The organism is Streptomyces sp. Xyl84 (genome assembly GCF_059731885.1).
In genome coordinates, this window is the sequence record NZ_AP029182.1 from 487,020 (window position 1) to 510,526 (window position 23,507).

A 23,507-nucleotide genomic window follows, 5' to 3' on the forward strand; every position below is an offset into this window, starting at 1 on the left:
CGTTCCTACGAATTCGTGCACGACGGGTGCCCACCTGTTCGAGCCTCTGGTAGGAAACCTTCCTATCAGTTGGTCCTCCGGACCAACTCCCCACCCCCCACTCCCCCTTGGAGCCCATGGTGCACCCGAACCCCGACACAGCCCGTCCGGCCGGTGCCTCCCGCCGTACCGTCCTCGCCCTCCTCGGCGCCGGCGCGGTCGCCGTCCCGCTGCTCGGCACCGTTGCGCAGGCGACGGCAGCCCCGGCGGCGGCGCCCGGCCTGGACGACCCGGCGAAGAAGGAGATCGCCATGAAGCTGGTGTCGAGCGCGGAGAACTCCTCGCTCGACTGGAAGGCGCAGTACAAGTACATCGAGGACATCGGCGACGGCCGCGGCTACACCGCCGGCATCATCGGCTTCTGCTCGGGCACCGGCGACATGCTCGACCTGGTCCAGCTCTACACCGACCGCAAGCCCGGCAACGTGCTCGCCAAGTACCTGCCCGCCCTGCGCAGGGTCAACGGCAGCGACTCGCACTCCGGGCTCGACCCCGACTTCACCAGGGACTGGCGCACCGCGGCCAAGGACAGCGCCTTCCAGCAGGCCCAGAACGACGAGCGGGACCGGGTGTACTTCGACCCGGCGGTCGCCCAGGGCAAGGCGGACGGACTGCGCGCGCTCGGCCAGTTCGCCTACTACGACGCCATCGTCATGCACGGTGACGGCGACGACCCGACCAGCTTCCGCGGCATCCGCAAGCGGGCGCTGCGCAGCGCCCAGCCGCCGGCGCGGGGCGGTGACGAGGTGGCGTACCTGAACGCGTTCCTGGACGCGCGGGTGTGGGCCATGAAGCAGGAGGAGGCGCACAGCGACACCAGCAGGGTCGACACCGCGCAGCGGGTCTTCCTGCGCAAGGGGAACCTGGACCTGAAGCCGCCGCTGGACTGGAAGGTGTACGGCGACTCGTACCACATCGGCTGACCGCCGGGCGGGCCCCGGGGCCGGCGGACGGTCCCGGGGTCAGCCGAGGGCACGGTCCAGGTTGTAGGCGGCGCTGATCAGGGACAGGTGGGTGAAGGCCTGCGGGAAGTTGCCCTGCTGTTCGCCGGTGCGGCCGATCTCCTCCGCGTACAGGCCCAGGTGGTTGGCGTAGGTGAGCATCTTCTCGAAGGCGAGGCGGGCCTCGTCCAGGCGCCCGGCGCGGGTCAGCGCCTCGACGTACCAGAAGGAGCAGATCGAGAAGGTGCCCTCGTCGCCGCTCACGCCGTCGGGGCTGGTGCGCGGGTCGTAGCGGTAGACGAGGGAGTCGGAGACCAGGTCCTCGGTGAGCGCGTCGAGGGTGGCCAGCCACTTGGGGTCGGTGGGGGCGATGAACTTGGCGAGCGGCATCATCAGGACGGCGGCGTCCAGCACGTCGCCGCCCTCGTACTGGACGAACGCCTGCCGCCGCTGCGACCAGCCGCGGTCCATGATGCGGCGGTAGATCGCGTCCCGGCCGCACTGCCAGCGGGCCAGGTCGGCGGGCAGGCCGCGGCGGTTGGCCAGCCGGATCGCGCGTTCGACGGCCACCCAGCACATCAGGCGCGAGTACAGGAAGTCCCGGCGCCCGCCGCGGGTCTCCCACACACCCTCGTCGGGCTGGTCCCAGTGCGCGCAGACCCAGTCGACCAGTGCGCACACGTCGTCCCACTGGGCGCTGGAGATCGGCTCGGCCCACTTGTCGTAGAGGTAGATGGAGTCGATCAGGGCGCCGTAGATGTCGAGCTGGAGCTGGTCGGCGGCGGCGTTGCCGACCCGGACGGGGGCGGAGCCCTGGTGCCCCTCCAGGTGGGTCAGCTCGCGCTCGGGGAGGTCGGTGCGGCCGTCGATGCCGTACATGATCTGCAGCGGGCCGGTCGCCCTGCCGTCGCCCGGGCTGATGTGCCGGGTCACGAACCGCATGAAGGCCGCGGCCTCGCCGCTGAAGCCGAGGCGCAGCAGGGCGTAGACGGCGAAGGCGGCGTCGCGCACCCAGACGTACCGGTAGTCCCAGTTGCGCTCACCGCCGACGCGCTCGGGCAGGCTGGTGGTGGGCGCGGCGACGATGGCGCCGGTGGGCGCGTAGGTGAGGAGTTTGAGGGTGAGGGCGGAGCGGTGCACCATCTCCCGCCAGCGGCCCCGGTAGCGGGACTGCGCGATCCAGCGCCGCCAGTACGCGACGGTGGCCGCGAACTGCTCCTCCGCCTCGGTCCGCGCGCACCGGCGCGGGGCCACCTCGCCGCCGACCTGGTCGAGGGCGAAGACGGCGGTCTCGCCCTCGGTGAGCTTGAAGTCGGCGCGCACGTCGGGTCCCTCGGTCTCCAGCGGCACGGTGGCCGTGAGGGCGAGGGCCAGGCGCGCGGACTCGAACAGGGTCATGCAGCCCTGCGTGCGCACCGTGTGCGGGTCGGCGCCGTAGCCGAAGCGCGGGGCCACGCGCACGCGGAACGGGACGGTGCCCCGCACGCACACCACGCGCCGGATCAGCCGGTGCCGTTCGGCCTCGCCCAGGCCGCCCGAGACCGGCATGAAGTCCTGCACCTCCCCCACGCCGTCCTCGGTGAAGAACCGGGTGATCAGCACATTGGTGTCGGGGAAGTAGAACTGCTTGGTGCGGGCTCCCTGGGCCGCGGCGAGTTCGAAGCAGCCGCCCCGCTCGGCGTCCAGCACGGCGGCGAAGACGCTGGGGGCGTCGAAGGCGGGGCAGCAGTACCAGTCGATGGTGCCGTCGGTGCCGACCAGGGCGACCGTGCGCAGGTCGCCGATCAGACCGTGGTCGGCGATGGGCACGTACCGGCGTGCGCCCGCCGGCGGCGGGCCTGAGCTGTCGGTCATCGCTGCGGCCTCCCTGTCGGGTCGCGCGGTCCCCGCGTCTGCCGCCCCGGCGGCTTGCCCGGGTCCTTCCAGCTTACGGAGCGGGCCGGCGGAACGGAGGTTTCCGGACGGGACGGTCCGGTACTCCTGGAGCGGGCCGGGGCCGGCCCGCTCGGTGCGGCGGCCCTTCCGGATGCAGGGTGCGGCGCGGCGGGCAATCGTAGGAGGAGGTCCCGGTCCCGCGGCACGGGTGGCGCAGTCCGGACCCGGGCGGGTACCCGGCCGGACCCGAGGAGGACACATGTCGACGTCAGAGCCCGACGCATCCCGTTCGCCCGAAGCATCCCGTTCGCCAGGCAACCGTTGCACGCCGGACAGCGTGCTCCACGCCCGTACCGGCACCGACGTCTCGCCCGAGGACGTCGTGCTGGCCGCGGGCCGTGACATCACCCCGCGCAACCTGGAGTGGGCCAAGCGCAAGATCGAGACGGAGGGGCCTGCCGCCCTGGACAAACTGCTGCCCTAGCTGAGGGAGCTGAGGGCGGACCGTGGGGTCCGCCGGCGTGACGGGGACCGGAGCCGTGGGCTGCGGTCCCCGTCCGTGCCACGCCGTGCCGCGCCTTCGGCGAGTCCGTGGGCCCGCACGGCCGGGAGAACCGCCCGCGGGGCCGCGCCGGCCCCGCAGGGCGCGGCGGATCCGTCTGCCGCGGCGCCGGCTGTACGGCGGCGATGGCGGAGCCGTGCGCGGCGGTGCCGTCAGCGCCCGGTGTCCTCGCCGGGCAGGGTGCTGTCGTCCTCGACGACGTGCACGGCGGCCTCCTCGGCGCCCGCGGCTCCCCCGTCGATGCCGGCGTCGAAGGCGACCTCCTCCTTGGTGGTGTCGGCGTGCGCGCCCTCGTCCGGGGCGACCAGGCGCCCCGCGCGCTCGTCCCCCGCCTCGGGGTCGACCGGCTCGCCCTCGCCGCCGGGCAGGTCGCCCGTGCCGTCGCCCTCCTGCTCGCCCGTGTCGGGCTGCTCCTGGGCCAGCCGCTGGTCGAGGCTCTCGCCCTCGTGCTGCTCGGCGGCCGTGGTGCCGTACTTGTCGACGCCGAGCGGCTTCTCGGGCGGTGAGTAGCCCTCGTCGAGGGTGTCGTCGTAGGTCCGCTCGCCGATCGCGTCCTGCATGTCCAGCGGCGCGGCGTCCTCCTGCTCCTCGTTGTTCCCGGTGGGCTGGTAGGCGTCGTCGGCCATCGGATCGGTGCTCACGGGTGCCTCCCTCGCGGCGGCTTGCGGTCGCGGTGTCGTGCTCCGCGTTTCCCGCCGCGGGCGCTCCAATCCCCCGGGCCGCGGATTCCCCCGGTCAGGGACGCGCCGGGCGCCCCGTGCTCACTCGCGCCCGGATTCGGCGGAGGCGGCCAGGCCCGCCGTCCACTTCTCCTCGATCCGGCCGAGCTTCCACACCGCCAGGGCGAGCACGCCATGGCACGGTCGTGCCGGTCCGGCGCCGTGACCGGGCGCGGCCGGTCAGACCGCCGGCCGCATCCGTCATGGACCGTGGCCGGGCCGGTCAGGACCACCGGTCGGGCCGGACAGGCGCCGTGGCCGGCCGGTCAGGCCGCCAGCAGACCGCGGCCGAACCAGTCGGCGGAGTCCCGCACTCCGGGCAGGACGAAGAAGTAACCGCCGCCGGTCGGCGAGATGTAGTCGACGAGCGGCTCGTCGATCAGCCGGGTCTGGGTCGCCTCGAACTGGCGGACGACGTCCTGCTGGTAGCAGCAGAAGACCAGGCCCATGTCGAGGTTGCCGACGTTGTCGACGCCCCGGTCGTAGTTGTAGCCGCGGCGCAGCAGACGGGAGGCGTCGGTGGCGGCCGTGCGCGGGTTGGCGAGCCGGATGTGGGAGTCCAGCGGGATCGCGGTGCCGTGCGGGTCCCTGGCGTACTGGGGGACGTCGGTCTCCCGGGCGCCGTCCAGCGGGGCGCCGGTGTCCTTGCGGCGGCCGAACATCTTCTCCTGCTCGGTCAGGGAGACCCGGTCCCAGAACTCCACCAGCATGCGGATGATCCGGATGACCTGGTAGCTGCCCCCGGTCGCCCAGGCGGGCTCGCCCTGGCCCGCGCCCACCCAGATCAGGCGGTCGGTCTCCCGCGCGGAGGTGACGTCCGGGTTGGCGATGCCGTCCTTGAAGCCGAGCAGGTTGCGCTGTGTGCCGGTGGGGCGCGGGGTGTTCTGGAAACCGTCGATGCGCCACTTGATCTGCAGGGCGCCGCGGGTGTGCCGGGCGATGTCGCGCAGGGCGTGCAGCACGGTGTCCCGGCGGTTCGCGCAGATCTGCAGGGACAGGTCCCCGTGGCACTCGGCGGCCCGGAGGTTGTCGTTGGGGAAGGTGCGCATCGGGGTGAGCCGGCGCGGCCTGGCACCGGCGAGGCCGTAGCGGTCGTCGAAGAGGGATGCGCCGACGCCCACGGTGACGGTGAGGGCGTCGGCGGGGACCTCCGGGCCGAGGATGCCGCTGTCGGACGGCGGGGCGCCGACACCCAGGTCGGCGGGGGTGCCGCCGGTGGTGAGGAGACGGGCCCGCTCGGTGAGGGTCTTCAGCAGGTCGGCCAGTTCCCGGCGGCCGTCGGCGATGACGTCGAAGGAGACGAACGCGGCGGCGGCCTGGGCCGGGGTGACGACGCCCGCCTGGTGGACGCCGTGGAAGGCGATCTCCCTCGGCTCGGAGGAGTCGGCGGCGTGCGCCTCGGCGGTGCCGGCCCGGCCCAGCGCGAGTCCTCCGCCGGCCAGGACCGCGCCCGCGGCCCCGGCCCCGAGGGCCGTACGGACGAAGGCCCGGCGGCCGTGACCGGCGGGGCAGCCGCCCGAGGGGGCGGGCGTGGCGGCGGACGGCATGGAGGGGTTCCCTTCGGGGTCGGCGGTGGTGGCGGGGCGGACGGGGGCTGCCGCGCGGTCCGCGCGGGGTGCGGGCATCAGGCGGACTTCCTGATCTCCAGCAGGTCCGGCACGGGGGCGAGGTCTTCCAGGAGCTGTCCGGTGGCACCGTCCAGGCGGGCCCGGGTGTGCGCGTCGAGCCGGTCGACCGGCGTCCAGGCGGTGCCGTGGCGGGCCGCGTCGAGCAGTGCGCGCAGCCGGGCGATGTCGCTGTCCACGACGGGCAGCAGGTGCGGGGCGCGGCTGGTCAGCAGCGGCTTCAGTACGGTGAGCAGCTCGCGGGTGCCGTCGAGGTTCGCGTCGGTCGTGGCCAGCTCGGTGCCGCTGCCCTGGTCGGCGTCGCCGGTCAGCTCGAACTGGAGGGTGTTCTCCAGGATCTCGTGGGCGCGCAGCGGCAGGTCGCCCGGGTCGAACTCCTGGCGGGGGAAGGCCTTGCGCAGACCGGCCGCGTCGGCGGCGAGCTGCCGGGCCGACGCCTCGAGCCGGTCGGCGTCCTGTCCGTGCCACAGGCCGTACTCGATGCGGTGGAACCCGGTGAAGTCCTTGTCCTCGACGCCGTCCGGGAGCCCGTCCGGCCTTCCGTCGATCTTCTTGTCGAAGTCCTCGAAGGTGCCGTAGGCGGCGCCCAGGGAGGAGTAGGTGCGGTGGGCGGTGAGCCAGTCGGCGCGGGCAGCGCCGAGGTGACCGCCCCGGATGTCGTCGTCGAGCCTGGCGGTCTGGGCGGCCAGGGCGGCCAGGCCCTGGCCGACATACTGCCGGTACTGCGCGAGCGGTCCGGCCAGGTCCTGCTCGGAGACGGGGACGACCGCCTTCGCCCCCGCGCCGCCGCTCACCCGCACGGCTCGGGAGGTGACCGCGCTGCCGCCGGTGGGCACGCAGCGCCAGGCGTAGCTGCCGCCCGCGACGGTGGCGACGAGGTCGCGGGTGGTGCCGGGGGCCAGGCCCTCGATCTCGCCGTAGACCGCGTTGCTCGCCGGGTCGATCAGGTAGACCTCGGAGGTCTTCGAGCCGGTGTTGTGCATCCGGAAGGTCTGCCGGCCCGTCCGGGGCGCGGTGAAGCCCTTGCCGCAGTCCTTCTCGGAGACGGCGACGGTCTGCGTACCGGCGGGCTTGGACCGCCCGAGGGCGACGACGAGCCCGGCCACCACAGCGGGCACGGCCACGACGGCGACGGGAACGACCCAGGCGGGACGCCGGCGACGGAGCCGACCGCCGGCGCCGTGCGCGACGGGCGCGTCGGCGCCGGGGGCGGCGGCCGCGTCGGCGCCGGAGGCAGAGTCGGGACCGGGGGCAGAGTCGGGGGGCGTGGACTCGGAGGCCGCTGTGGGCTCGGGAGCGAGGGCAGGCGTCGACGCGAGGGCGGGGGCGGCCTCGGCCGCCCCCGCCAGGCTCGCCGCCGCGGCCGGCTTCGGGGCCGGCGCGGCATTGCTCGCACCCGCGCTCGCGCCGCCCGCCCGGACGCCGCGCACGAACAGGGTCATCACCACGGCGAGGTAGCCGGCGTAGGCGACGACCTGGACCCATGTCATCGTCGGGGTCAGGTTGAGGACGCCCTGGACCAGGGTGCTGTACCAGGAGCCGGCGTCGACGCTGCCGCTGAGGTCGACGGCGTAGGCCGTGCCCCCGGGCAGGAGGCCTCCTTCCTGGAGGTCGCGCAGGCCGTAGCCGAGGACACCCGCCGCGATCACGATGAGCACGGCTCCGGTGGCGGTGAAGAACTTGGTGAGGTTGATCTTCAGGACCCGCCGGTACAGGCCCCAGCACAGCCCGGCCGCCAGGACCAGCCCGATCCCGGCGCCGGCCAGCGGCCCTGCGGACTCCCCGGCCGCGCGGGCGGTGGTCCACAGGAACAGGGCGGTCTCCAGGCCCTCGCGGCCCACGGCGAGGAAGGAGGTCAGGATCAGCATGCCCGCGCCCATGGCGAGCGCGCCGGTCACCTTCTGCTTGATCTCGCCGGAGAGGCTGCGGGCCGAGCGGCGCATCCAGAAGACCATGGCGGTGACGAACGCCACGGCGACCACGCTGAGCGCGCCGCCGAACGCCTCCTGAGCCGTCGCCGAGAGCGAGGCCGCGGTGAAGGTGAGGACCGCGCCGAAGCTGAGCGCCAGCGCGACGGCCGCCAGGACGCCGGTCCACACCTGCGGCAGCCGGGACCTGGCCCCCGCCCTGACCAGGGTCGCGACCAGGATGGAGACGATCAGCCCGCCTTCGAGTCCCTCTCGCAGCCCGATCAGGAAACTCGGAAACGCGTCGTCCCACATGCCGTGCGGCCCTCCCGGCACACCGCCCCGGCCTCGCTGGGACCGACTTAGAGAAGGCATGCCTTACTTAGGCACCCATCATGACTACACGCATGTAGTCGATCGGTCACGAAGCGGCAATGCGCGGGCAAAACCCACAGCGGTCCGGCGCACGGAGTGGTCCCGATGGCGCCGCCCGCGCCGCCGCCCGCACCGATTCACCGGCCGGTTCACCCGTTGGGCCGATCACGGGAACGTCGTACGAGTCGTTTTCGTCTACAGTGCAGTAGACGGTCTACAGGGATGTAGTCACTCCGGACCGTCGCTTCGCGCGTCCCCCGCCCTCCCCCGACGGAAAGAGTCCGCGCCGATGATCACACCCTCGCTCCTGTCCTCACAGCTCGCGGTCAATGTGCTGGACGCCCAGTCGCTGCTGGCCGCCTTCGGCGTGCTGGGCGTCGGCGTGGTGCTCTTCGCCGAGACGGGTCTGCTCGTCGGCTTCTTCCTGCCGGGCGACTCGCTGCTGTTCACGGCGGGACTGCTGTGCACGGGCTCGGCCGACCGGGGGGTGCGGCTGTCGCTGGCGCCGCTGCTGCTCGCCGCCGCCGTGGGCGCGCTCGCCGGGTCCCAGTGCGGATACCTGCTGGGCCGCAAGGCCGGGGGCGCCCTGCTGGCCCGCAGCCGCTCGCAGCGGCTGCACGAGGGCGCGCGGCGCGCCGAGGAACTCCTGGACCGGTACGGGTTCGCCAAGGCGATCGTGCTGGCCCGCTTCGTGCCGGTGGTACGGACGGTGCTCAACCCGATGGCGGGCGCGCTGGGCGTGCCGGTGCGGACGTTCACCCTCTGGCAGGTGGCGGGCGGCCTCGTGTGGAGCATGGGCCTGACCCTCGCGGGGTACGCGCTCGGCTCCTCGGTGCCGGACGTGGACAAGTACCTGCTGCCGGTGATCGCGCTCATCGTGGTCGTGTCGCTGATCCCGCTCGCCGCCGAGGTGCTGCGCTCCCGGCGCGCCGCGAAGGCGAAGGAGGCACGCGGATGATGCTCGCCCTGTCGGGCGCGTCGGTCGACGGGTCCCTCTACACGGACGTGGTGGACCTGGCCCGCCGCTCCCCTGCCTGGCTGGACGACACGGTGTCGGTGTGGTCGGCGTACGGTCTCGCCCTGTTCGCCGTGCTGATGCTCGCGGGCTGGTGGCGGGCGCGCCGGGTGGACGCGGCGGCGGCCGTGACCGCGCTGGCGGTGCCGGTGGCCGTGGTCCTCGCCTACCTCGTGAACTCGCTGGTGAAGGCGGCCGTGCACGAGGTGCGGCCCTGCCGGACCCTGCACGCGGTGACCCTGGAGGCCTGCCCGGCGCGCACCGACTGGTCCTTCCCGAGCAACCACGCGGCGATCGCCGCCGCCGCGGCGGTGGCCCTCTTCTTCGTGTCGCGGCGCCTCGGGGCGGTCGCCGTCGTCGCCGCCGTGGCGATGGCGGCCTCCCGGGTCTGGGTCGGCGCGCACTACCCGCACGACGTGGCGGTGGGGCTCGTGGCCGGCGCGCTGGTGGCCTTCGCGGTGATGCGGGTGGTGCTGCGCAGTCCCGAAGGCCTGGCCCGGCGGATCGCGGCGACCCGGCTGCGCCCGCTGCTCGTCTCATGAGGCGCCGGGACACGGCCGACCTGGCGGGCAGTACGGCGCTGGGCGCCTGGGCCGCCTTCACCGTGATCGCCCTGGTCGTCGTGGGCGGGCACGGCGCTCCGTTGCGGGTGGACCGGACGCTGCTGTCCTGGTCGGCCGGTCACCGTCCCGAGGTGGCGGTGGCCGTGGCCCGGGCGCTGACCGCCACGGGGACGGGCGCCGTCCCGTACCTGCTGGTGGCGCTCGCCGGGGCGCTCCTCGGCCGCACGGCACGGCAGCGTACGGCCGCGGCGGCCGTGTGCGTGGCCTGCCTGGCCCTGGGGCAGGCGGCGCGCCAAGGAGTGATGGAGCTGATCAGCCGCCCGCGTCCGCCGCGGCAGGACTGGGCGACGCACGCCACGGGCTGGTCGTTCCCGTCCGGTCACACGACCACGTCGGCGGTGACCGCCGCGGTGGTGATCCTCGCGGTGGTCCTGCGCGCTCCGCGCGGCCGGGCGGCGCTGTGCCTGGTGACGGGCTGCTGGGGCGCGCTGGTGGGGCTGACCCGGGTCTACCTCGGGGTGCACTGGTTCACCGACGTCGTCGGCGGCTGGCTGTTCGCCGCGGGCTGGTTCGGGGTGTGCCTGTGCGCGGCCGTCAAGTGGCTGCCCCCGCGGTTCGTCGCCGCGCTGACGAGGCACGCCCCGGACCCGGCGGACACCGCCCTGCCGCCGGGCCGGGATCCTTCCGCCGGGCCGGGCCAGGACCCTCCCGGCCGGCCGGAACGGTCCCGCTCGGCCTGACGCCCCGACCGCACCCCTCCGCCCCGGGACCGCCCTCGCCCGCCTCCGCCCGCCTCGCCCGGGCCCGGCGGGTTGGTGGGCACCCCTGTCTCACACCGCCCTGCGGCGGATCAGGACGCCCAGCACCAGCAGGCCCGGCACCAGCGGCAGCCAGACCGTCAGCAGGCGGTAGCCGAGGACGGCGGAGGCCGCGGCGGCCGCCGGTGCGCCGGAGGCGGTCAGGGCGAAGGCGAGCGCCGCGTCCAGGGAGCCGAGCCCGCCGGGCGTGGGCAGCAGGGCGGCGGCACTGCTGGCGGCGAGATAGAGGAGCGCCACCCGGACCGGCGGCAGGGGCAGGCCGACGGCCTGCACGACGGAGACGAGGACCAGGCAGTGCGCCGCCGCGAAGGCGAGCGAGCCGCCCCACAGGGCGGCGGCCCGCTGCGGCCGGCGGTGCACGGCCCGGATGTCCGTCCCCAGCGTCGCGACGGCGCGGCCGCACCGGGACCTGAGCGGGCCGCGCAGCAGCACCGTCACCAGGACGACGACGGCCAGGGCCCCGGCCACCGCGGTGACCGGGACGTGCGGGAACCGCAGGACGCCGGGGCAGGCAGCGGCGAGCACGGCGATCAGCGCCGCGCGGGCCAGCGCACCGGCCGCGGCCTTGACCGCGAGGGCGCTCGCCGAGCGCGAGGCGGGCAGCCCGCAGCGCATCAGGAACCGCAGGTTGACCGCCCCCGCGCCCAGTCCCGCGGGCAGCACGTGGTTGGCGGCCGAGGCGGCGAACTGCGCGGCCAGCAGCCGGGCCCGGGGCAGCCGTTCGGCCACGGCTCCCTGCTGCGCCAGGGCCGCGCACCCCCAGGTGGCCAGGGCGGCGCTCGCGCCCACCAGCAGCCATCCCTGGTCGGCGACGGCGAGCCGGTCGGCACCGGACTCGAGGACGGGCCAGTGCCGCTGCCCGAGGTACACGGCGCACAGCAGCACCGCGAGCATGGCGCCGGTGTGCCACCAGGTACGGCGGCGCAGGGCGGCGGGGCGGGTGAGCAGCGGTGAGGTCATGTGGCGGGGCCCTTCTGCGCCGTCGGCGCGACGTACAGGAGGAGGCCGCCGAGTCGGTGGGCCGGCCAGCCGCGGGCGTACGCGGGCGGGGAGCCGCCCGCCGGGGTGAGTGTGGCGACCGGGATCCGTCGTGCGCTCTCCTCGATGGCGGCGCGGGTGGAGTTGGCGTTGTGGCCGTCCGTCGCGGCGGAGCCGCAGCCGGCGTAGAACGCGACGGGGATGGCGTCCTGACCGGTCAGCAGGCAGGGCGGGCGCACCCCGAGGGCGTGCAGCGCCGCGGCGGTGCGGTGCCACGCGCGGCGGTCGGCGGTGGTGCGGTCGACGGTGTGGGCGAGGACGGCGTACTGGACCGCCAGGTGCACGGCGAGCGCGAGGACGGCGAGGCCGAGGGCGGCCGGCCGCCAGGTGCCCCAGGGGGTGGTGACGAGGTGAAGGACGGCGTCGGCGGCGGGGAGGGCGAGCAGGGCGTAGGCGGGCAGGAGGAAGCGGGGGGCGGCGTAGCCGATCAGGAACAGGTACGGGAAGACCGCCGCGGCGGCGCAGGCGAGCGCGGTCCGGGTGGGCCCGGAGCGCCGGGCGCGCCGGGCGAGGAGCAGGCCCAGCAGGGCGAGCACGGGCAGGACGTACCACCAGGCGGTGACCAGGGGGCTGGGCAGCGACCCGGTGCAGGGGCGGCACAGCGTCCGCCCGCCGAGGCTGCGCAGTTGGTCGGGGACGGCGAAGTGCAGGCCGAGGCCGTCCTGGATGGCGGAGGCGTCGGCGAGCCGCCGCAGCGGGCCGCCGTGGCCGGCGTAGGCCTCGGCCGCCCATTCGCCGCAGCCGGCGGCCAGACCGGCCAGGAGTGCGGCGAACGCTCTCCAACGGCGTCCGGGGACGGCGAGGACGAGCAGCGGGAGCGCGATCCAGACCGCGTCCATCGGGCGCATCAGGGCCATCAGGGCGGCGGTGCCCGCCAGTCCGGCGTGGGCGGGGCGGTCGTGCGGGTCCGCGCGGGCCCGCACGAAGCAGCCCGCGCAGGCGAGCGCGCCGACGGCCACCCAGTAGTTGGGCATGGCCTGCGGGCCGTAGAAGAGGGTCACCCACAAGGAGGCGAACAGGGCGCCCGCGAGGGCGAGGACGCGGGCGGGGAAGAGCGTGCGCCACACCCGCAGGGCCAGGTACAGCGCGAGGCCCGACAGCAGGGCGAGACAGATCCGCAGCAGTGCGGTGGAGGACGACCAGGAGGCGACGGGCGCGACCAGGAGCGGGACGCCGCGGGCGCGGGGGGCGCTGAAGAAGGCGGCGGGGGCGTGCGGGCTGACCTGGCTGACGTAGACGGTCTCGTCCCAGCCGAGGCCCATGCCGGGGCGGACGAGGAGGACTTGCGCCACGGTGAACGCGGCGGCCACGGCCGCGAGGGGCAGGGCGCCGGTGCGGCGCCCCGCCCTGCCGGGGCCGGGCGCCGGTGCGGGTCGCCGGATGCCGGCGAGCAGGAGCTGCGAACGAAAGGGGAGGCCGGTCGGCTCGCGGCGTCCGGCGCGTGCGCGCGCGAGGCGCCGGAAGGTCCTCGTAGCGGAGCTGCCGGCGCCTTCCGGCAACACCGCGAGCGCGTGTGCGGGACGTCGCGAGCCGGGCGCCCGTTTCGTTCGCAGCTCCAAGGCGTGCGTGTGGTCGGCCATCTCCACCCCTCGTCCCTACGCACTGTAGGGTTTCTGACTTCACAGTGTGCGGGAGCGGTGCGGGAGTCGGGCAGGGCGCCGGGGAACCGCGGGGAAAACGTCGCGGAAAATCCGGCGAACGCACGGGGCACCACCGGCAGGAACGCGCCGGCGGCCGGGACGGGAGAGCGGGCACGAGCGACGGATCACGGACAACGTACCCCGTCTCGGGGCGTTCCGCCGGGCGGGACACCGCCGGACACGGGGCATCCCTACGCGCTGTAAGGTTGAGGGCATGGCTGGCAGAGGGCCTCACGGCAGGACGGAACGGCGCAGTCCGGGCGAGTTGGAGAGCGAGGTCCTCGCCGCGCTGTGGTCCACGGAGCGCCCGCTGACACCGGCCGAGATCCAGCTGGAACTCGGTGGCGACCTGGCCTACAACACCGTGCACACCATCCTCAAGCGGCTCTACGACAAGGGCCTGGTGCTGCGGGAGGTCGACGGACGGCGGGGCGCCTACCGGCCCGCGAAGAACGCCGCCGAGCTGACCGCCCAGGCCATGCACGAGGCGCTGGACCGCGGCCCCGATCCGATCGCCGCGCTGCAGCAGTTCGTGACCGGACTGAGCGCCGAGGAGGAACGGGCCCTGCGCGAGCTGCTCGCGGGAGGGGCGGCGTGAGGATCGACGTCTACACCCCGCTGGCGCTCTCCCTGCTGCTCTCCTCGATCAGCCCCGCCGTCGGCCGCCGGGTGGCCCCCGCGCTCGCCGCGCGGGTGCTGACGGCCGCCGCCGTGGTGACGGCCTGTGCCACCGTCTGGTCGCTCTCCCTGCTCGCCCTCACCCTCGCGGACGACGGACCCGCCGCCCTCCTCGCGGCCCCGGCAGGCGGCCGGCGGCTCCCGGAACCGGTGCCGGAGGCGGTCGGAGTGCTGGCCGCCGTGGCCCTCGGGGCCGTCGCCCAGCGGCTGTGGCGGGCGGTGCGCGCCGTCTACGGCACCCGGCGGGCGCTGCGGCGGCTGTGCGCGGCGCATCCGGGCGACACCGAACTGATCGTCGCCACCTCCCCGGTGCCGCGCGCGTTCGCCATCCCCGGCTCCCCCGGCCGGATCCTGGTCACGGCCGCGCTGCTCGGCGCGCTGCGGCCGCAGGAGCGCCGGGTGCTGCTCGCCCACGAACGCGCCCACCTCACCCACCGGCACGCGCTCGTGGTGACCGCCGCGACGCTGGCCGTGGCGGCCGACCCGCTGCTGTTCGGGGTGCGGCCCACCGTCGCCTTCCTCGTCGAGCGCTGGGCGGACGAGCGGGCCGCGGCGGCGGTCGGCGACCGCACGGCGGCCGCACGGGCGCTGGCCCGGGCGGCCCTCACCGCCGGGCCCGCTCCCGGACCGGCCGGCACCCTGCCTCTCACCGACCGTGCCGTCACCCGCCGGGTCGCGGCCCTGCGGTCGGCGCCGCTGCCGCCCCTGCGGCCGGTGGCCGCCGCCGTGCTCGCCCTCGGCGTCCTCCCGGTGCTGGGCGCCGCCGACGCCACCGGTGACCTGCTCCACCTCCTGTCGGACGCCGTCCTGCGGGTCCCCTGAGCCCGGCGGGAGGAGCGGACCGGGTCAGCGCACGCCCGGTGTGCGGTGCGGGGGCTGCTCCGGGGCCGGCAGGTGCCGCGGCGGCGGCACCGGGCGGACCTCGGGCGTGCCGGGCCGCAGCGGGACCTCCTCACCGTGGTGACCGACCGTCAGGGCGGGCCCCGACGCCAGGGTGTACGTGGCGCTCTGCTGGGTGATCTCCACGCGCAGCCGCCGGCCGCGGAACTGCAGGGTGAAGGCCAGACGGCTGAACTTCTCCGGCATGCGCGGCGCGAACTCCAGGGTGTCGCCGGACCTGCGGGTGCCGCCGAAGCCCGCCACCAGCGCCATCCAGGTACCGGCCAGCGAGGCGATGTGCAGTCCGTCGCGGGTGTTGTGCTCCAGGTCCTCCAGATCCATCAGGGCCGCCTCGGCCGCGTAGTCGTAGGCCAGCCGCAGGTGGCCCGCCTGCGCGGCGATGACCGCCTGGACGCACGCCGACAGCGAGGAGTCCCGCACGGTCAGCGGTTCGTAGTAGGCGAAGTTGCGGGCGATGTGCTCCTCGTCGAACTCGGCGCCGCAGGTGTACATCGCCAGCACCAGGTCGGCCTGCTTGACCACCTGCTTGCGGTACAGGTCGAAGTAGGGGAAGTGCAGCAGCAGCGGGTACTGGTCGGCCCGGGTGCCGGCGAAGTCCCAGCGCTGGTAGCGGGTGAAGCCCGCGTGCTGCTCGTGCACGCGCAGTTCGCCGTTGTACGGGATGTTCATGGCCTCGGCGGCGTCCCGCCAGGTGGCGCTCTCCTCGTCGTCGGCGCCGAGCAGTTCCGCCTCCTTGGGATGGCGTTCGACGACGTCGGCGGCGGCCAGCAGGTTCGCACGGGCCATCAGGTTGGTGTACGTGTTGTCGTCGGCGATGGCGCTGTACTCGTCGGGGCCGGTGACGCCGTCGATGTGGAAGGTGCCGCGGTGGTCGTGGTGGCCGAGCGAGCGCCACAGCCGGGCCGTCTCCACCAGCAGTTCCATCCCGGTGTCGCGTTCGAAGTCCTCGTCGCCGGTGGCCGCCACGTACCGCACCACGGCGTGCGCGATGTCGGCGTTGACGTGGAAGGCGGCCGTACCGGCGGGCCAGTACGCCGAACCCTCCTGGCCCTCGATGGTCCGCCACGGGAACGCGGCGCCGCCGAGCCCCAGCTGGGCCGCCCGCTCGCGGGCGGCGGGCAGGGTGTTCTGCCGCCAGCGCAGCGCCTCGGCGACCGCGTCGGGCGAGGTGTAGGTGAGCACGGGCAGTACGAACATCTCGGTGTCCCAGAAGGCGTGCCCGTCGTAGCCCGAGCCGGTCAGCCCCTTGGCCGGGATGGCCCGCTCCTCGGCGCGGGCCCCGGCCTGCAGCACGTGGAACAGCGCGAAGCGGACGGCCTGCTGGATCTCCTCGTCGCCGTCCACCTCCACGTCGGCGCGGGCCCAGAAGTCGTCGAGGTAGGACCGCTGCTCGCGGACCAGGCCCGACCAGCCGCCGTGCGCCGCGGCCGCCAGGGCGGCGTCGACCTGGTCGCTCATCGCGGGCAGCGAGCGGGCCCCTGACCAGCCGTGCGCGACCAGCTTCTCCACGCGCAGCTTCTGCCCCGCCTCCAGGACGGCGGCGACCGTCAGCCGGGCCAGGTCCGGGTGGCTCTCGCTGCTGGTGGTGGTCCGCTCGGGGCCCGTCACGACGTGGTCGGCGGCGACGGCCACGCGCAGACCGCTGCGCCGGGTGCGGTGCACCAGGCGCAGCCGGTGGCCGGAGGCGAAGTCCTCCTCCGGCTCCAGCGGGGCCTGCAGGGCCATCGCCGCGCGCGGGTCGCCGTTCGCCTGCGGCAGCTGCTCGTTGGCGACGAGTTCCGACTGGATGACGACACGCGCCTGGCAGTCGACCGGTTCCACCTCGTAGGCGACGGCACCGATGGAGCGCTGGGTGAGGGAGACCATCCGGGTGGCGCGCACGCGGACCCGGGTGCCGGCCGGGGAGATCCACTCGCAGGTCCGCTCCATCACGCCCCGGCGCAGGTCGAGGACGCGCTCGTGGGAGACGAGCCTGCCGTAGCGCAGGTCGAACGGTTCGTCGTCGACGAGCAGCCGCAGTACCTTGCCGTTGGTGATGTTGATGACGGTCTGGCCGGACTCGGGGTATCCGTAGCCCGCCTCCGCGTACGGCAGCGGGTGCACCTCGTACACGCCGTTGAGGTAGGAGCCGGGCAGGCCGTGCGGTTCCCCCTCGTCGAGGTTGCCGCGCCAGCCGACGTGGCCGTTGGAGAGCGCGAAGACCGACTCGCTCTGGGCGAGCACGTCCAGGCTCAGCTCCGTCTCGCGCACGGTCCACGGCTCGACGGCGTAGGAACGGTGGGTGATCACGCGGCGCCTCCCTGGCGGGTGGGTCCGGGGCCGGTCCCGGTGAGGAGTTCGGCGAGGTCCTTGACGACGACGTCGGCGCCGTGGGCGTACAGGGCGTCCTGCTGCCCGACGCGGTCGACGCCGACGACGTACCCGAAACGGCCCGAGCGGCCCGCGTCCATGCCGGCCAGGGCGTCCTCGAAGACGGTGGCCCGCCCGGGTTCCACCCCGAGGTCGTGGGCGGCGGCGAGGAAGGTGTCGGGGTGCGGTTTGCCGGGCAGCCCGCGCTCGCGGGCGACCACGCCGTCCACGCGCACGTCGAACAACTGCTCGGCGTCGATGGAGCGCAGCACGTCGAGGGTGTTGGCGCTGGAGGACACGATCGCGGTCTTCAGGCCCGCCGCCCGGACCGCCGCGATGTAGCGCAGGGTGCCGTCGTAGGGTTCCACTCCGTCTGTACGGATTTTCTCCAGCACGAGTTCATTCTTGCGGTTGCCCACCCCGTTGACCGTCGGCGCGTCCGGCGGGTCGTCCGGGGTGCCCTCGGGCAGTTCGACGCCCCGCGAGGCGAGGAAGGTGCGCACCCCGTCGGCGCGGGGCCGCCCGTCGACGTACTCGTCGTAGTCGGCGACCGCGTCGAAGGGGCGGTAGCCGGCGCCGTCCCGCTCGCGCAGGAACGCGTCGAACGTCTCCTTCCAGGCGGCCGCGTGCACCACCGCCGTCTTGGTGACGACCCCGTCGAGATCGAAGAGGCAGGCCAGGATTTCTTCGGGCAGACCGAGCTGTGTCATACAGGCACCCTTCCCCACGACGGGGCGTTGAGGGGGTGGCGCACGCCACATCGGGCGTACTTCGCCGGATCTCCGTACGCCTTTCCCTCCCCCCGCCCGTGCGGGCCGGGACGGCGGAGTCCTTCCGGCCGCCGGCCGGCGCCGTCGGCCGGGTGGCACACTGGCGCGTGTGCCGCCGACCTTCGACGACCTCCTCGCCCGTGCCCGGGCCCTCCCCCGCGACGGACACCGCGCGATCCTCGGCATCGCGGGCAGCCCCGGCGCCGGCAAGTCCACGCTGGCCGAGCATCTGGTGCGGGCCCTGAACGGCACGGGCGACCCGTGGGTCGCCCACGTCCCGATGGACGGCTTCCACCTCGCCGACGCCGAACTCGACCGCCTCGGCCGCCGCTCCCGCAAGGGCGCGCCGGACACCTTCGACGCGGCGGGGTACGCGGCCCTGCTGCGCCGGCTGCGCGAGGAGTACGCGGCCGGCAGCGAGGAGACGGTCTACGCCCCCGGTTTCGAACGTGTCCTCGAACAGCCGCTGGCGGGCGCGGTCCCGGTGCCGCCGTCGGCCCGGCTGGTCGTGACGGAGGGCAACTACCTGCTGCTGGACACCGGCGCCTGGGCGCGGGTACGACCGCACCTGGACGAGGTCTGGTTCTGCGACCTGCCCGAAGAGGAGCGGGTCCGCCGTCTCGTCGCCCGGCACGAGGAGTTCGGCAAGGGCCACGACCAGGCCGTCGCCTGGGTCCTGGGCACCGACCAGCGCAACGCGGACCTGGTCGCGGCGACCCGGCACCGCGCGGACCTGATCGTCCCGGCCACCGCCCCGCCCGTCCGCTCCCCGCTCCTGCCGCCGCCCTCCGCCCCGCCGCCGGGCGCGGGTCGCGCCGTGTCCGGATCCGCTCCCGCGCACCCTGCTCATGACAGTGAGTGAGCTATGTTGAAACGCTGTGGGAGACAAAGCAGGCGCCTCGGTGCCATCGCCGCAGCAGGCTCGCGCCCAGGCGTCCGCCATCACCTCGGGCACGCCGGCCACGGGGGCCGAGGCCGCTCCGGCCTCGCAGCTCAGGGCGCTCTTCGACCGGCCCCAGCTGTCTCCCGGGCAGCGCCGCATCGCCCAGTACCTGATCGAGAACCTCGCGGAGGCGGCGTTCCTGCCGATCACCGAACTGGCCGACCGGGTGGGTGTCAGCCAGCCCTCGGTGACGCGGTTCGCCGGCGCGGTCGGCTTCAGCGGGTACCCGGCGCTGCGGGAGAAGCTCCAGTCCATCGCGCTCAGGACCCTCGCGGGCGGCCCCGGCACGGTCGAGGAGGACCGGGGCAACGAACTCCAGGCCGCGGTCGACGCCGAGATCGAGAACCTGGAGAACCTGCGCCGGGACCTCGCCGATCCCGGGCAGGTGATCGCGGTCGGGCGCGAGCTGTCGCGCTCGGCGCCGCTGACCGTGCTCGGACTGCGCATCTCGGTCTCGCTCGCCGAGTACTTCGCCTACGCGGCCCGGCGCATCCACCCCGACGTACGGCTGGTGACCCTCGGCGGCAGCGTCGCCTACGACGCTCTCCTGCAGTCCCGTGAGGCCGGCGGCACCTGGGTGCTGGCCTTCTCCATGCCCCGGCACGCGCAGGAGACCCTGACCGCCGTCCGGGTCGCCCGCCGCGCCGGGCTCAAGGTCGCCCTGATCACCGACCTGGCGCTCGGCCCGGTGGCCGACGAGGCCGACGTCACCTTCGCCACCGGCACCGGCTCCCGGCTGGTCTTCGACTCCTACGCCGCGCCCGGCATCGTCTGCGCCGCCCTGCTGCAGGCCATGACGGACGCCGACCCGGAGCGGACCCAGGCCCGCCTGGAGGAGTACGAGCAGATCGCCGACCAGCACCAGTTCTTCCTCAAGGAGTGACCTGGCGGCCCCTGCGCGGCACCCGCGCGAGTGGTCGGAACGCAAGCGGACCAGGCACCGCAATCCGGACATGAATGTTTTCATACGTCTTGCCAAGCGGATGGCATATATAAATACTGCTCACGGATCGCGGCCCGGCGGCTCCTCCGTCGTCCGCCCTCCACGACGCCGCACACCCGGAAGCGATGATCCATGCCTGTGACGACCACGCGCGTCAGCCCGGACTGGCCCTGCCAGGTCAAACCCCCCGGCAGCTACGACTGGGAGCGTTCGGCGGCCAGGTGGCTGCGCGAACTGGTGCCCGCCCGCTACGCCAGTTACCCCGTGCTGCTGCGCCACCCCGTGCTGCTCGCCCGGCACGCGCAGATCCAGGTCCAGCAGGAGGTCCGGGTGGCCCGCACCGCCCTGCAGACCGCGCGCGCCGACCTGCCCCGGCTGGGACTGCCCGAGTCCGTCATCGAGCACACGATCAAGCTGTACGCCGCGGAAGTGCTTCAGCTCCAGCACATCGCGCGCAGCGTACGGGCCGTGACCGAGGCCCTGATGGAGCGTGGCACGGGCCGCTGAGGGCGCAGCGGCGCGGGGCGGGTGGCGGGGAGTCCGTCAAGTTCTTGATCGGACCGGGATCGGACTGGGCCACATGTGCGATGCTCGTCGCGTGACCGGCGATTCCGTTTGCCCCAGGGACCCCGGCGCCGCACCCGGCACGGCGGCGCCGGCCGGTGGTGCGTCCCGGCGGCAGGGCGAGCCCGGCCGGCCCCAGGAGCCGGCGGAGGACGCGGCCGTCGTCGAGCGGGCCAAGGGCGCCCTGATGGCGCTGACCGGCTGTTCCCCCCAGGCCGCGCACGAGGATCTGGCGCGCCGCGCCAAGGCCGCGCGCCGCACGCTGGTGGAGGAGTGCCGCATCACCCTGGGCACGCTGGTGCCCCCGCTGAGCCATGCCACGCGCGCCGGCGAGGCGGACGGCGTCGCCGTCCTCGCCGCGCTCGGCCGGGCCCTCGTCCGGGTGGAGTCCGCGCAGGACCTCGCCGTGTGTCTGCTGGAACACCTCGCGGCTCCCGTCGGCGCCGACGCCGTGCTGATCTACCGGCCGCTGCCGGCGGGCGGGCTCACGCTGACCGGGTACGCCGGCTCGGACGGGACACCGGCCGACCCCTCCTGGCGGCACGTGCCCCCGGGAAGCCGCAGCGCCGCACTGGACGCCCTCACGGCCCGGGAACCCCGCTGGCTGGAGAACACCGCCGCGGACGGCGAGCGGCACCCGCCGACCGGTGACCCGGCCGGGCGCTGGCCCTCCCGCGCCTGGCTGCCGGTGACCGGTGCGGGCCCCGCGGACGCCGCCATCGGCGTCCTGCGCGCCCGGCCGGGCCCGTTCACCCGGCGCGACCGCGAACTCCTGCACGACGTCTCCTGGCTCTGCGCGGCCCGGCTGCGCGCCGTCACCCCCCGGCCGCAGCCGGCGCCGGACCGGGCGCCCGAAGCGGTGCGCGCCCTGCTGGAGGCGCTGCCCGGCGCGACACTGCTGCTCACCCCGCTGCGCTCGCCCGCGGGCGACGTCGAGGACTACCGCGTCGACGCCGCCACGGCGCAGAGCGCCGGCGTCCTCGGCCGCGACCGGAGCGATCTGGTCGGGCGGCGGCTCCTGGAGTGCTGGCCGGCCGCCGCGCAGGAACCGCTGCGCCGCGGCTGGCTGAGCGTGCTGGAGACCGGGGAGCCGTACGAGAGCGAACCGTTCGCGCAGCAGGAGACGGGGCCGCGCGGTCAGGGGCCGTCCACGTACGCGGTGCGGGCCGCCCGGCTGGGCGACGGCCTGGTGGTGTCCTGGCTGCGGCACGACACCTCGAACCGGCAGGAACAGCGTCTCGCCGATCTCCAGCGCCTCGGCCGCCTGGGCTGGGCCACCTGGAACCTGGTCACCCACGAGGCGGCCTGGTCCGCCCAGGCCTACCAGCTGTGCGACCGCGACCCGGGGCTCGGACCGGTCCCGCTGGAGCGGCTGACGGACCTCGCCCTGCCCGAGGACAGGCCCGCGCTCGGACAGGCCGTGCGCGAACTGGTCACTAAGGGCACCCCGTTCGACGTGACGTTCCGGACCGCGGCGACGGCCGGACCGCGGCATGTGCGGGCGGTGGCCGAGGCCGTCCTGGACACGAGGGGCACGCCGGTCGAGGTCCACGGCTTCCTCCAGGACCTCACCGCGCAGCGCAGCGCGGAGCTGGCCCTGGTGGAGAGCGAGCGGACGATGCTCGCACAGGACGGCGTGCTGCGGGCCGAGCGGACGCTGGCGGGACGGCTCCAGCACGCACTGCTGCCGCTGCCGCGCCGCCCGGTGCGGCTGGCCGGTCTGCGGGTCGACGTCGCCTACCTGCCCGCCGAGTCGGGCACCCATGTCGGCGGCGACTGGTTCAGCGCGATCGAACTGCCGGACGGTGACGCGCTGTTCGTGGTCGGTGACGTCGCCGGGCACGGCATCGACGCGGTGGCCACCATGGCGCAGCTCCGGTTCACCGCCAAGGGCATGATCTTCACCGGGTCGTCCCTGACCGGCGCGCTGCAACGCCTCAACACACTGCTGCTGCACTCCCGGGACACCCAGGGCACCGCCACCGTCGTCCTGGCGCGCTACCGGGCGGCCGATCGCCGGCTCGTGTGGGCACAGGCCGGCCATCTGCCGCCGCTGCTGCTGCGCGGTGGCGAACCGCGTTACCTGCAGCGTCCGTTCGGGGTGCTGCTCGGCGCCACGGAATCACCGGTCTACGAGGAGGCCGAGATCGTGCTGGAGCCCGGCGACCGGCTGCTGTTCTACACCGACGGCCTCGTCGAGCGGCCCGGCGAGGACATCCACCGGGGCCTGGACCGCCTCGCCCGTACCGCGGGCACCCCGCCCTGCGACGGGCCCGGCTCCCTCGTGCCGCTGCTGACCGAGATGCTGGAGACCGAACGGCGCGACGACGTCTGCGTATTGGACATCCGCGCGCCGGGAGATCCGGCGTGACCGCCACCGCCGCGTCCGCCGGCCCCTGCGCAGACGCCTGCCGGCTGCTCCCGGGCCGTTCGGCGCAGGCGTCCGCGGACGGCTGACGGCTGACGGCTGACGGCTGACGGCTGACGGCTGACGGTTCCGGGCACCCGCTGACTGCTGACGGCATCCGCTGACGGCTCCTTCGGCGGGGGCGGGCCGGTCCCGCCGAGGCTCACTCGGCCGGGTGGCCCGGGGAGATGTCCAGCGCGTCCGACAGGCGCAGCAGCGCCCCGTCCGGACCGCCCCGGCCGCCCGAGTCCACCGGGTCGAGCACGAAGCCCACGTGGTCTCCCCCGTCGGCGCGCAGGAGGACACGTCCGACGAACCAGGCGGGCGCCTCGTCCAGGACGACGGCTCCGTCCGGCCGCACCGTGCAGCGGACGTGGGCGAACTTGTCCACGCCGTCGTCGCCCGTGCTCCCGCCGAACAGCTCGGCCAGCGGGTGCTGTTCGCGGGTCAGCACGTGCACGGCGAGCCGGTCCGCCCGTTCCGCCACCCGGAAGGTCCGGTTCTCCTTGGACAGCCACACCACGAACCGGGGCGGGGCGATGGAGCACTGCGAGGCGAAGCCGACCAGGCAGCCCGCCCGTTCTCCGTCCGCGGCGGCCGTCACCACGTACATGTCGGGGTCCAGCCTGCCGGCGAACGCGTCCAATCCCTTCATCCCTCACCACTTCCCCGCGCCGCCCCCGTGTACCGCGCGTCCGTCCTCGCCTGCGAGGACACCAGCTCAGCACACCTCGGGCCCGCGTGCCCGGGGGGACGCGCGGGCCGGGAGAGCCGGGCGGACGGGACGGGAGGCACCGGAAGGGTACTCAGTTCCCTCCTGCCACTGCACCCGGTGC

At 74.8% G+C, this 23,507-nt stretch carries 20 protein-coding genes; 11 read left to right on the forward strand and 9 right to left on the reverse strand.

Features of this window, described 5'->3' with window-relative positions; translation table 11 throughout:
* Positions 1–116 precede the first annotated feature (116 nt).
* Positions 117–962, forward strand: coding sequence for a chitosanase (locus AC6I72_RS02075; protein ID WP_497998976.1), 846 nt, complete (start codon positions 117–119; stop codon positions 960–962).
* 39 nt (positions 963–1,001) lie between these two features.
* Here the strand turns inward: AC6I72_RS02075 and AC6I72_RS02080 are convergent, their stop codons facing one another.
* On the reverse strand, positions 1,002–2,834 hold the full coding sequence (locus tag AC6I72_RS02080) for a glycoside hydrolase family 15 protein (RefSeq protein WP_497998978.1): 1,833 nt from the start codon (positions 2,832–2,834) through the stop codon (positions 1,002–1,004).
* A 280-nt stretch (positions 2,835–3,114) separates the two neighbouring features.
* Here AC6I72_RS02080 and AC6I72_RS02085 point away from each other — a divergent pair, with 280 nt between their 5' ends.
* On the forward strand, positions 3,115–3,339 hold the full coding sequence (locus AC6I72_RS02085; protein WP_497998980.1) for a hypothetical protein: 225 nt from the start codon (positions 3,115–3,117) through the stop codon (positions 3,337–3,339).
* Between the two features lie 230 nt (positions 3,340–3,569).
* On the opposite strand, the gene AC6I72_RS02090 is transcribed toward AC6I72_RS02085, so the two are convergent.
* The 3 genes from AC6I72_RS02090 to efeU all read right to left on the reverse strand — a co-directional run bounded on the left by AC6I72_RS02090 (position 3,570) and on the right by efeU (position 7,983).
* A complete protein-coding gene (locus AC6I72_RS02090; RefSeq protein ID WP_497998982.1) occupies positions 3,570–4,058 on the reverse strand; it encodes a DUF5709 domain-containing protein in 489 nt (162 codons plus the stop codon).
* 344 nt (positions 4,059–4,402) lie between these two features.
* Positions 4,403–5,683 carry an iron uptake transporter deferrochelatase/peroxidase subunit gene (efeB, locus tag AC6I72_RS02095; protein ID WP_498004564.1) on the reverse strand — a complete coding sequence of 427 codons (1,281 nt, stop codon included), beginning with the start codon at positions 5,681–5,683 and terminating at the stop codon, positions 4,403–4,405.
* A 77-nt stretch (positions 5,684–5,760) separates the two neighbouring features.
* Positions 5,761–7,983, reverse strand: coding sequence for an iron uptake transporter permease EfeU (efeU, locus tag AC6I72_RS02100; RefSeq protein WP_497998983.1), 2,223 nt, complete (start codon positions 7,981–7,983; stop codon positions 5,761–5,763).
* Between the two features lie 349 nt (positions 7,984–8,332).
* Here efeU and AC6I72_RS02105 point away from each other — a divergent pair, with 349 nt between their 5' ends.
* Genes AC6I72_RS02105 through AC6I72_RS02115 form a run of 3 tightly spaced genes read left to right on the forward strand, consistent with a single transcriptional unit; the run spans position 8,333 to position 10,361 of the window.
* On the forward strand, positions 8,333–9,001 hold the full coding sequence (locus tag AC6I72_RS02105) for a DedA family protein (protein WP_497998984.1): 669 nt from the start codon (positions 8,333–8,335) through the stop codon (positions 8,999–9,001).
* Entirely contained in the window at positions 8,998–9,600 is a 603-nt protein-coding gene (locus AC6I72_RS02110; protein WP_497998985.1) for a phosphatase PAP2 family protein, read from the forward strand. The genes AC6I72_RS02105 and AC6I72_RS02110 overlap by 4 nt, the downstream gene beginning before the upstream one ends.
* Positions 9,597–10,361: a phosphatase PAP2 family protein gene (locus AC6I72_RS02115; protein WP_497998987.1), complete on the forward strand. Its 765-nt coding sequence runs from the start codon at positions 9,597–9,599 to the stop codon at positions 10,359–10,361. Before AC6I72_RS02110 ends, AC6I72_RS02115 begins: the two co-directional genes overlap by 4 nt.
* A gap of 90 nt (positions 10,362–10,451) precedes the next feature.
* On the opposite strand, the gene AC6I72_RS02120 is transcribed toward AC6I72_RS02115, so the two are convergent.
* Positions 10,452–11,399, reverse strand: coding sequence for a lysylphosphatidylglycerol synthase domain-containing protein (locus AC6I72_RS02120; RefSeq protein ID WP_497998989.1), 948 nt, complete (start codon positions 11,397–11,399; stop codon positions 10,452–10,454).
* Positions 11,396–12,787, reverse strand: coding sequence for a glycosyltransferase family protein (locus AC6I72_RS02125; RefSeq protein ID WP_497998990.1), 1,392 nt, complete (start codon positions 12,785–12,787; stop codon positions 11,396–11,398). Before AC6I72_RS02125 ends, AC6I72_RS02120 begins: the two co-directional genes overlap by 4 nt.
* Before the next feature lie 544 nt (positions 12,788–13,331).
* On the opposite strand from AC6I72_RS02125, the gene AC6I72_RS02130 reads away from it, so the two are divergent.
* Entirely contained in the window at positions 13,332–13,715 is a 384-nt protein-coding gene (locus AC6I72_RS02130) for a BlaI/MecI/CopY family transcriptional regulator (RefSeq protein WP_037851039.1), read from the forward strand.
* Positions 13,712–14,617, forward strand: coding sequence for a M48 family metalloprotease (locus AC6I72_RS02135; RefSeq protein ID WP_497998992.1), 906 nt, complete (start codon positions 13,712–13,714; stop codon positions 14,615–14,617). The genes AC6I72_RS02130 and AC6I72_RS02135 overlap by 4 nt, the downstream gene beginning before the upstream one ends.
* A 24-nt stretch (positions 14,618–14,641) precedes the next feature.
* On the opposite strand, the gene AC6I72_RS02140 is transcribed toward AC6I72_RS02135, so the two are convergent.
* Positions 14,642–16,984, reverse strand: a complete 2,343-nt coding sequence (locus AC6I72_RS02140) for a glycoside hydrolase family 65 protein (RefSeq protein WP_497998994.1) — start codon at positions 16,982–16,984, stop codon at positions 14,642–14,644.
* Positions 16,981–17,754, reverse strand: coding sequence for a beta-phosphoglucomutase family hydrolase (locus AC6I72_RS02145; RefSeq protein ID WP_497998995.1), 774 nt, complete (start codon positions 17,752–17,754; stop codon positions 16,981–16,983). Before AC6I72_RS02145 ends, AC6I72_RS02140 begins: the two co-directional genes overlap by 4 nt.
* A 169-nt stretch (positions 17,755–17,923) precedes the next feature.
* Here AC6I72_RS02145 and AC6I72_RS02150 point away from each other — a divergent pair, with 169 nt between their 5' ends.
* The 4 genes from AC6I72_RS02150 (at position 17,924) to AC6I72_RS02165 (ending at position 22,635) form a co-directional block, all read left to right on the forward strand.
* Entirely contained in the window at positions 17,924–18,676 is a 753-nt protein-coding gene (locus AC6I72_RS02150; protein WP_497998997.1) for a nucleoside/nucleotide kinase family protein, read from the forward strand.
* Positions 18,677–18,716: 40 nt separating this feature from the next.
* The gene (locus AC6I72_RS02155; RefSeq protein ID WP_498004565.1) at positions 18,717–19,640 is read left to right on the forward strand and encodes a MurR/RpiR family transcriptional regulator; all 924 of its coding nucleotides are present in this window, start codon (positions 18,717–18,719) and stop codon (positions 19,638–19,640) included.
* A gap of 192 nt (positions 19,641–19,832) precedes the next feature.
* Positions 19,833–20,207: a hypothetical protein gene (locus AC6I72_RS02160; protein WP_497998999.1), complete on the forward strand. Its 375-nt coding sequence runs from the start codon at positions 19,833–19,835 to the stop codon at positions 20,205–20,207.
* 73 nt (positions 20,208–20,280) lie between these two features.
* The gene (locus AC6I72_RS02165) at positions 20,281–22,635 is read left to right on the forward strand and encodes a SpoIIE family protein phosphatase (protein WP_497999001.1); all 2,355 of its coding nucleotides are present in this window, start codon (positions 20,281–20,283) and stop codon (positions 22,633–22,635) included.
* Between the two features lie 199 nt (positions 22,636–22,834).
* Here the strand turns inward: AC6I72_RS02165 and AC6I72_RS02170 are convergent, their stop codons facing one another.
* Positions 22,835–23,326: a flavin reductase family protein gene (locus AC6I72_RS02170; protein ID WP_497999003.1), complete on the reverse strand. Its 492-nt coding sequence runs from the start codon at positions 23,324–23,326 to the stop codon at positions 22,835–22,837.
* Positions 23,327–23,507: the final 181 nt, after the last annotated feature.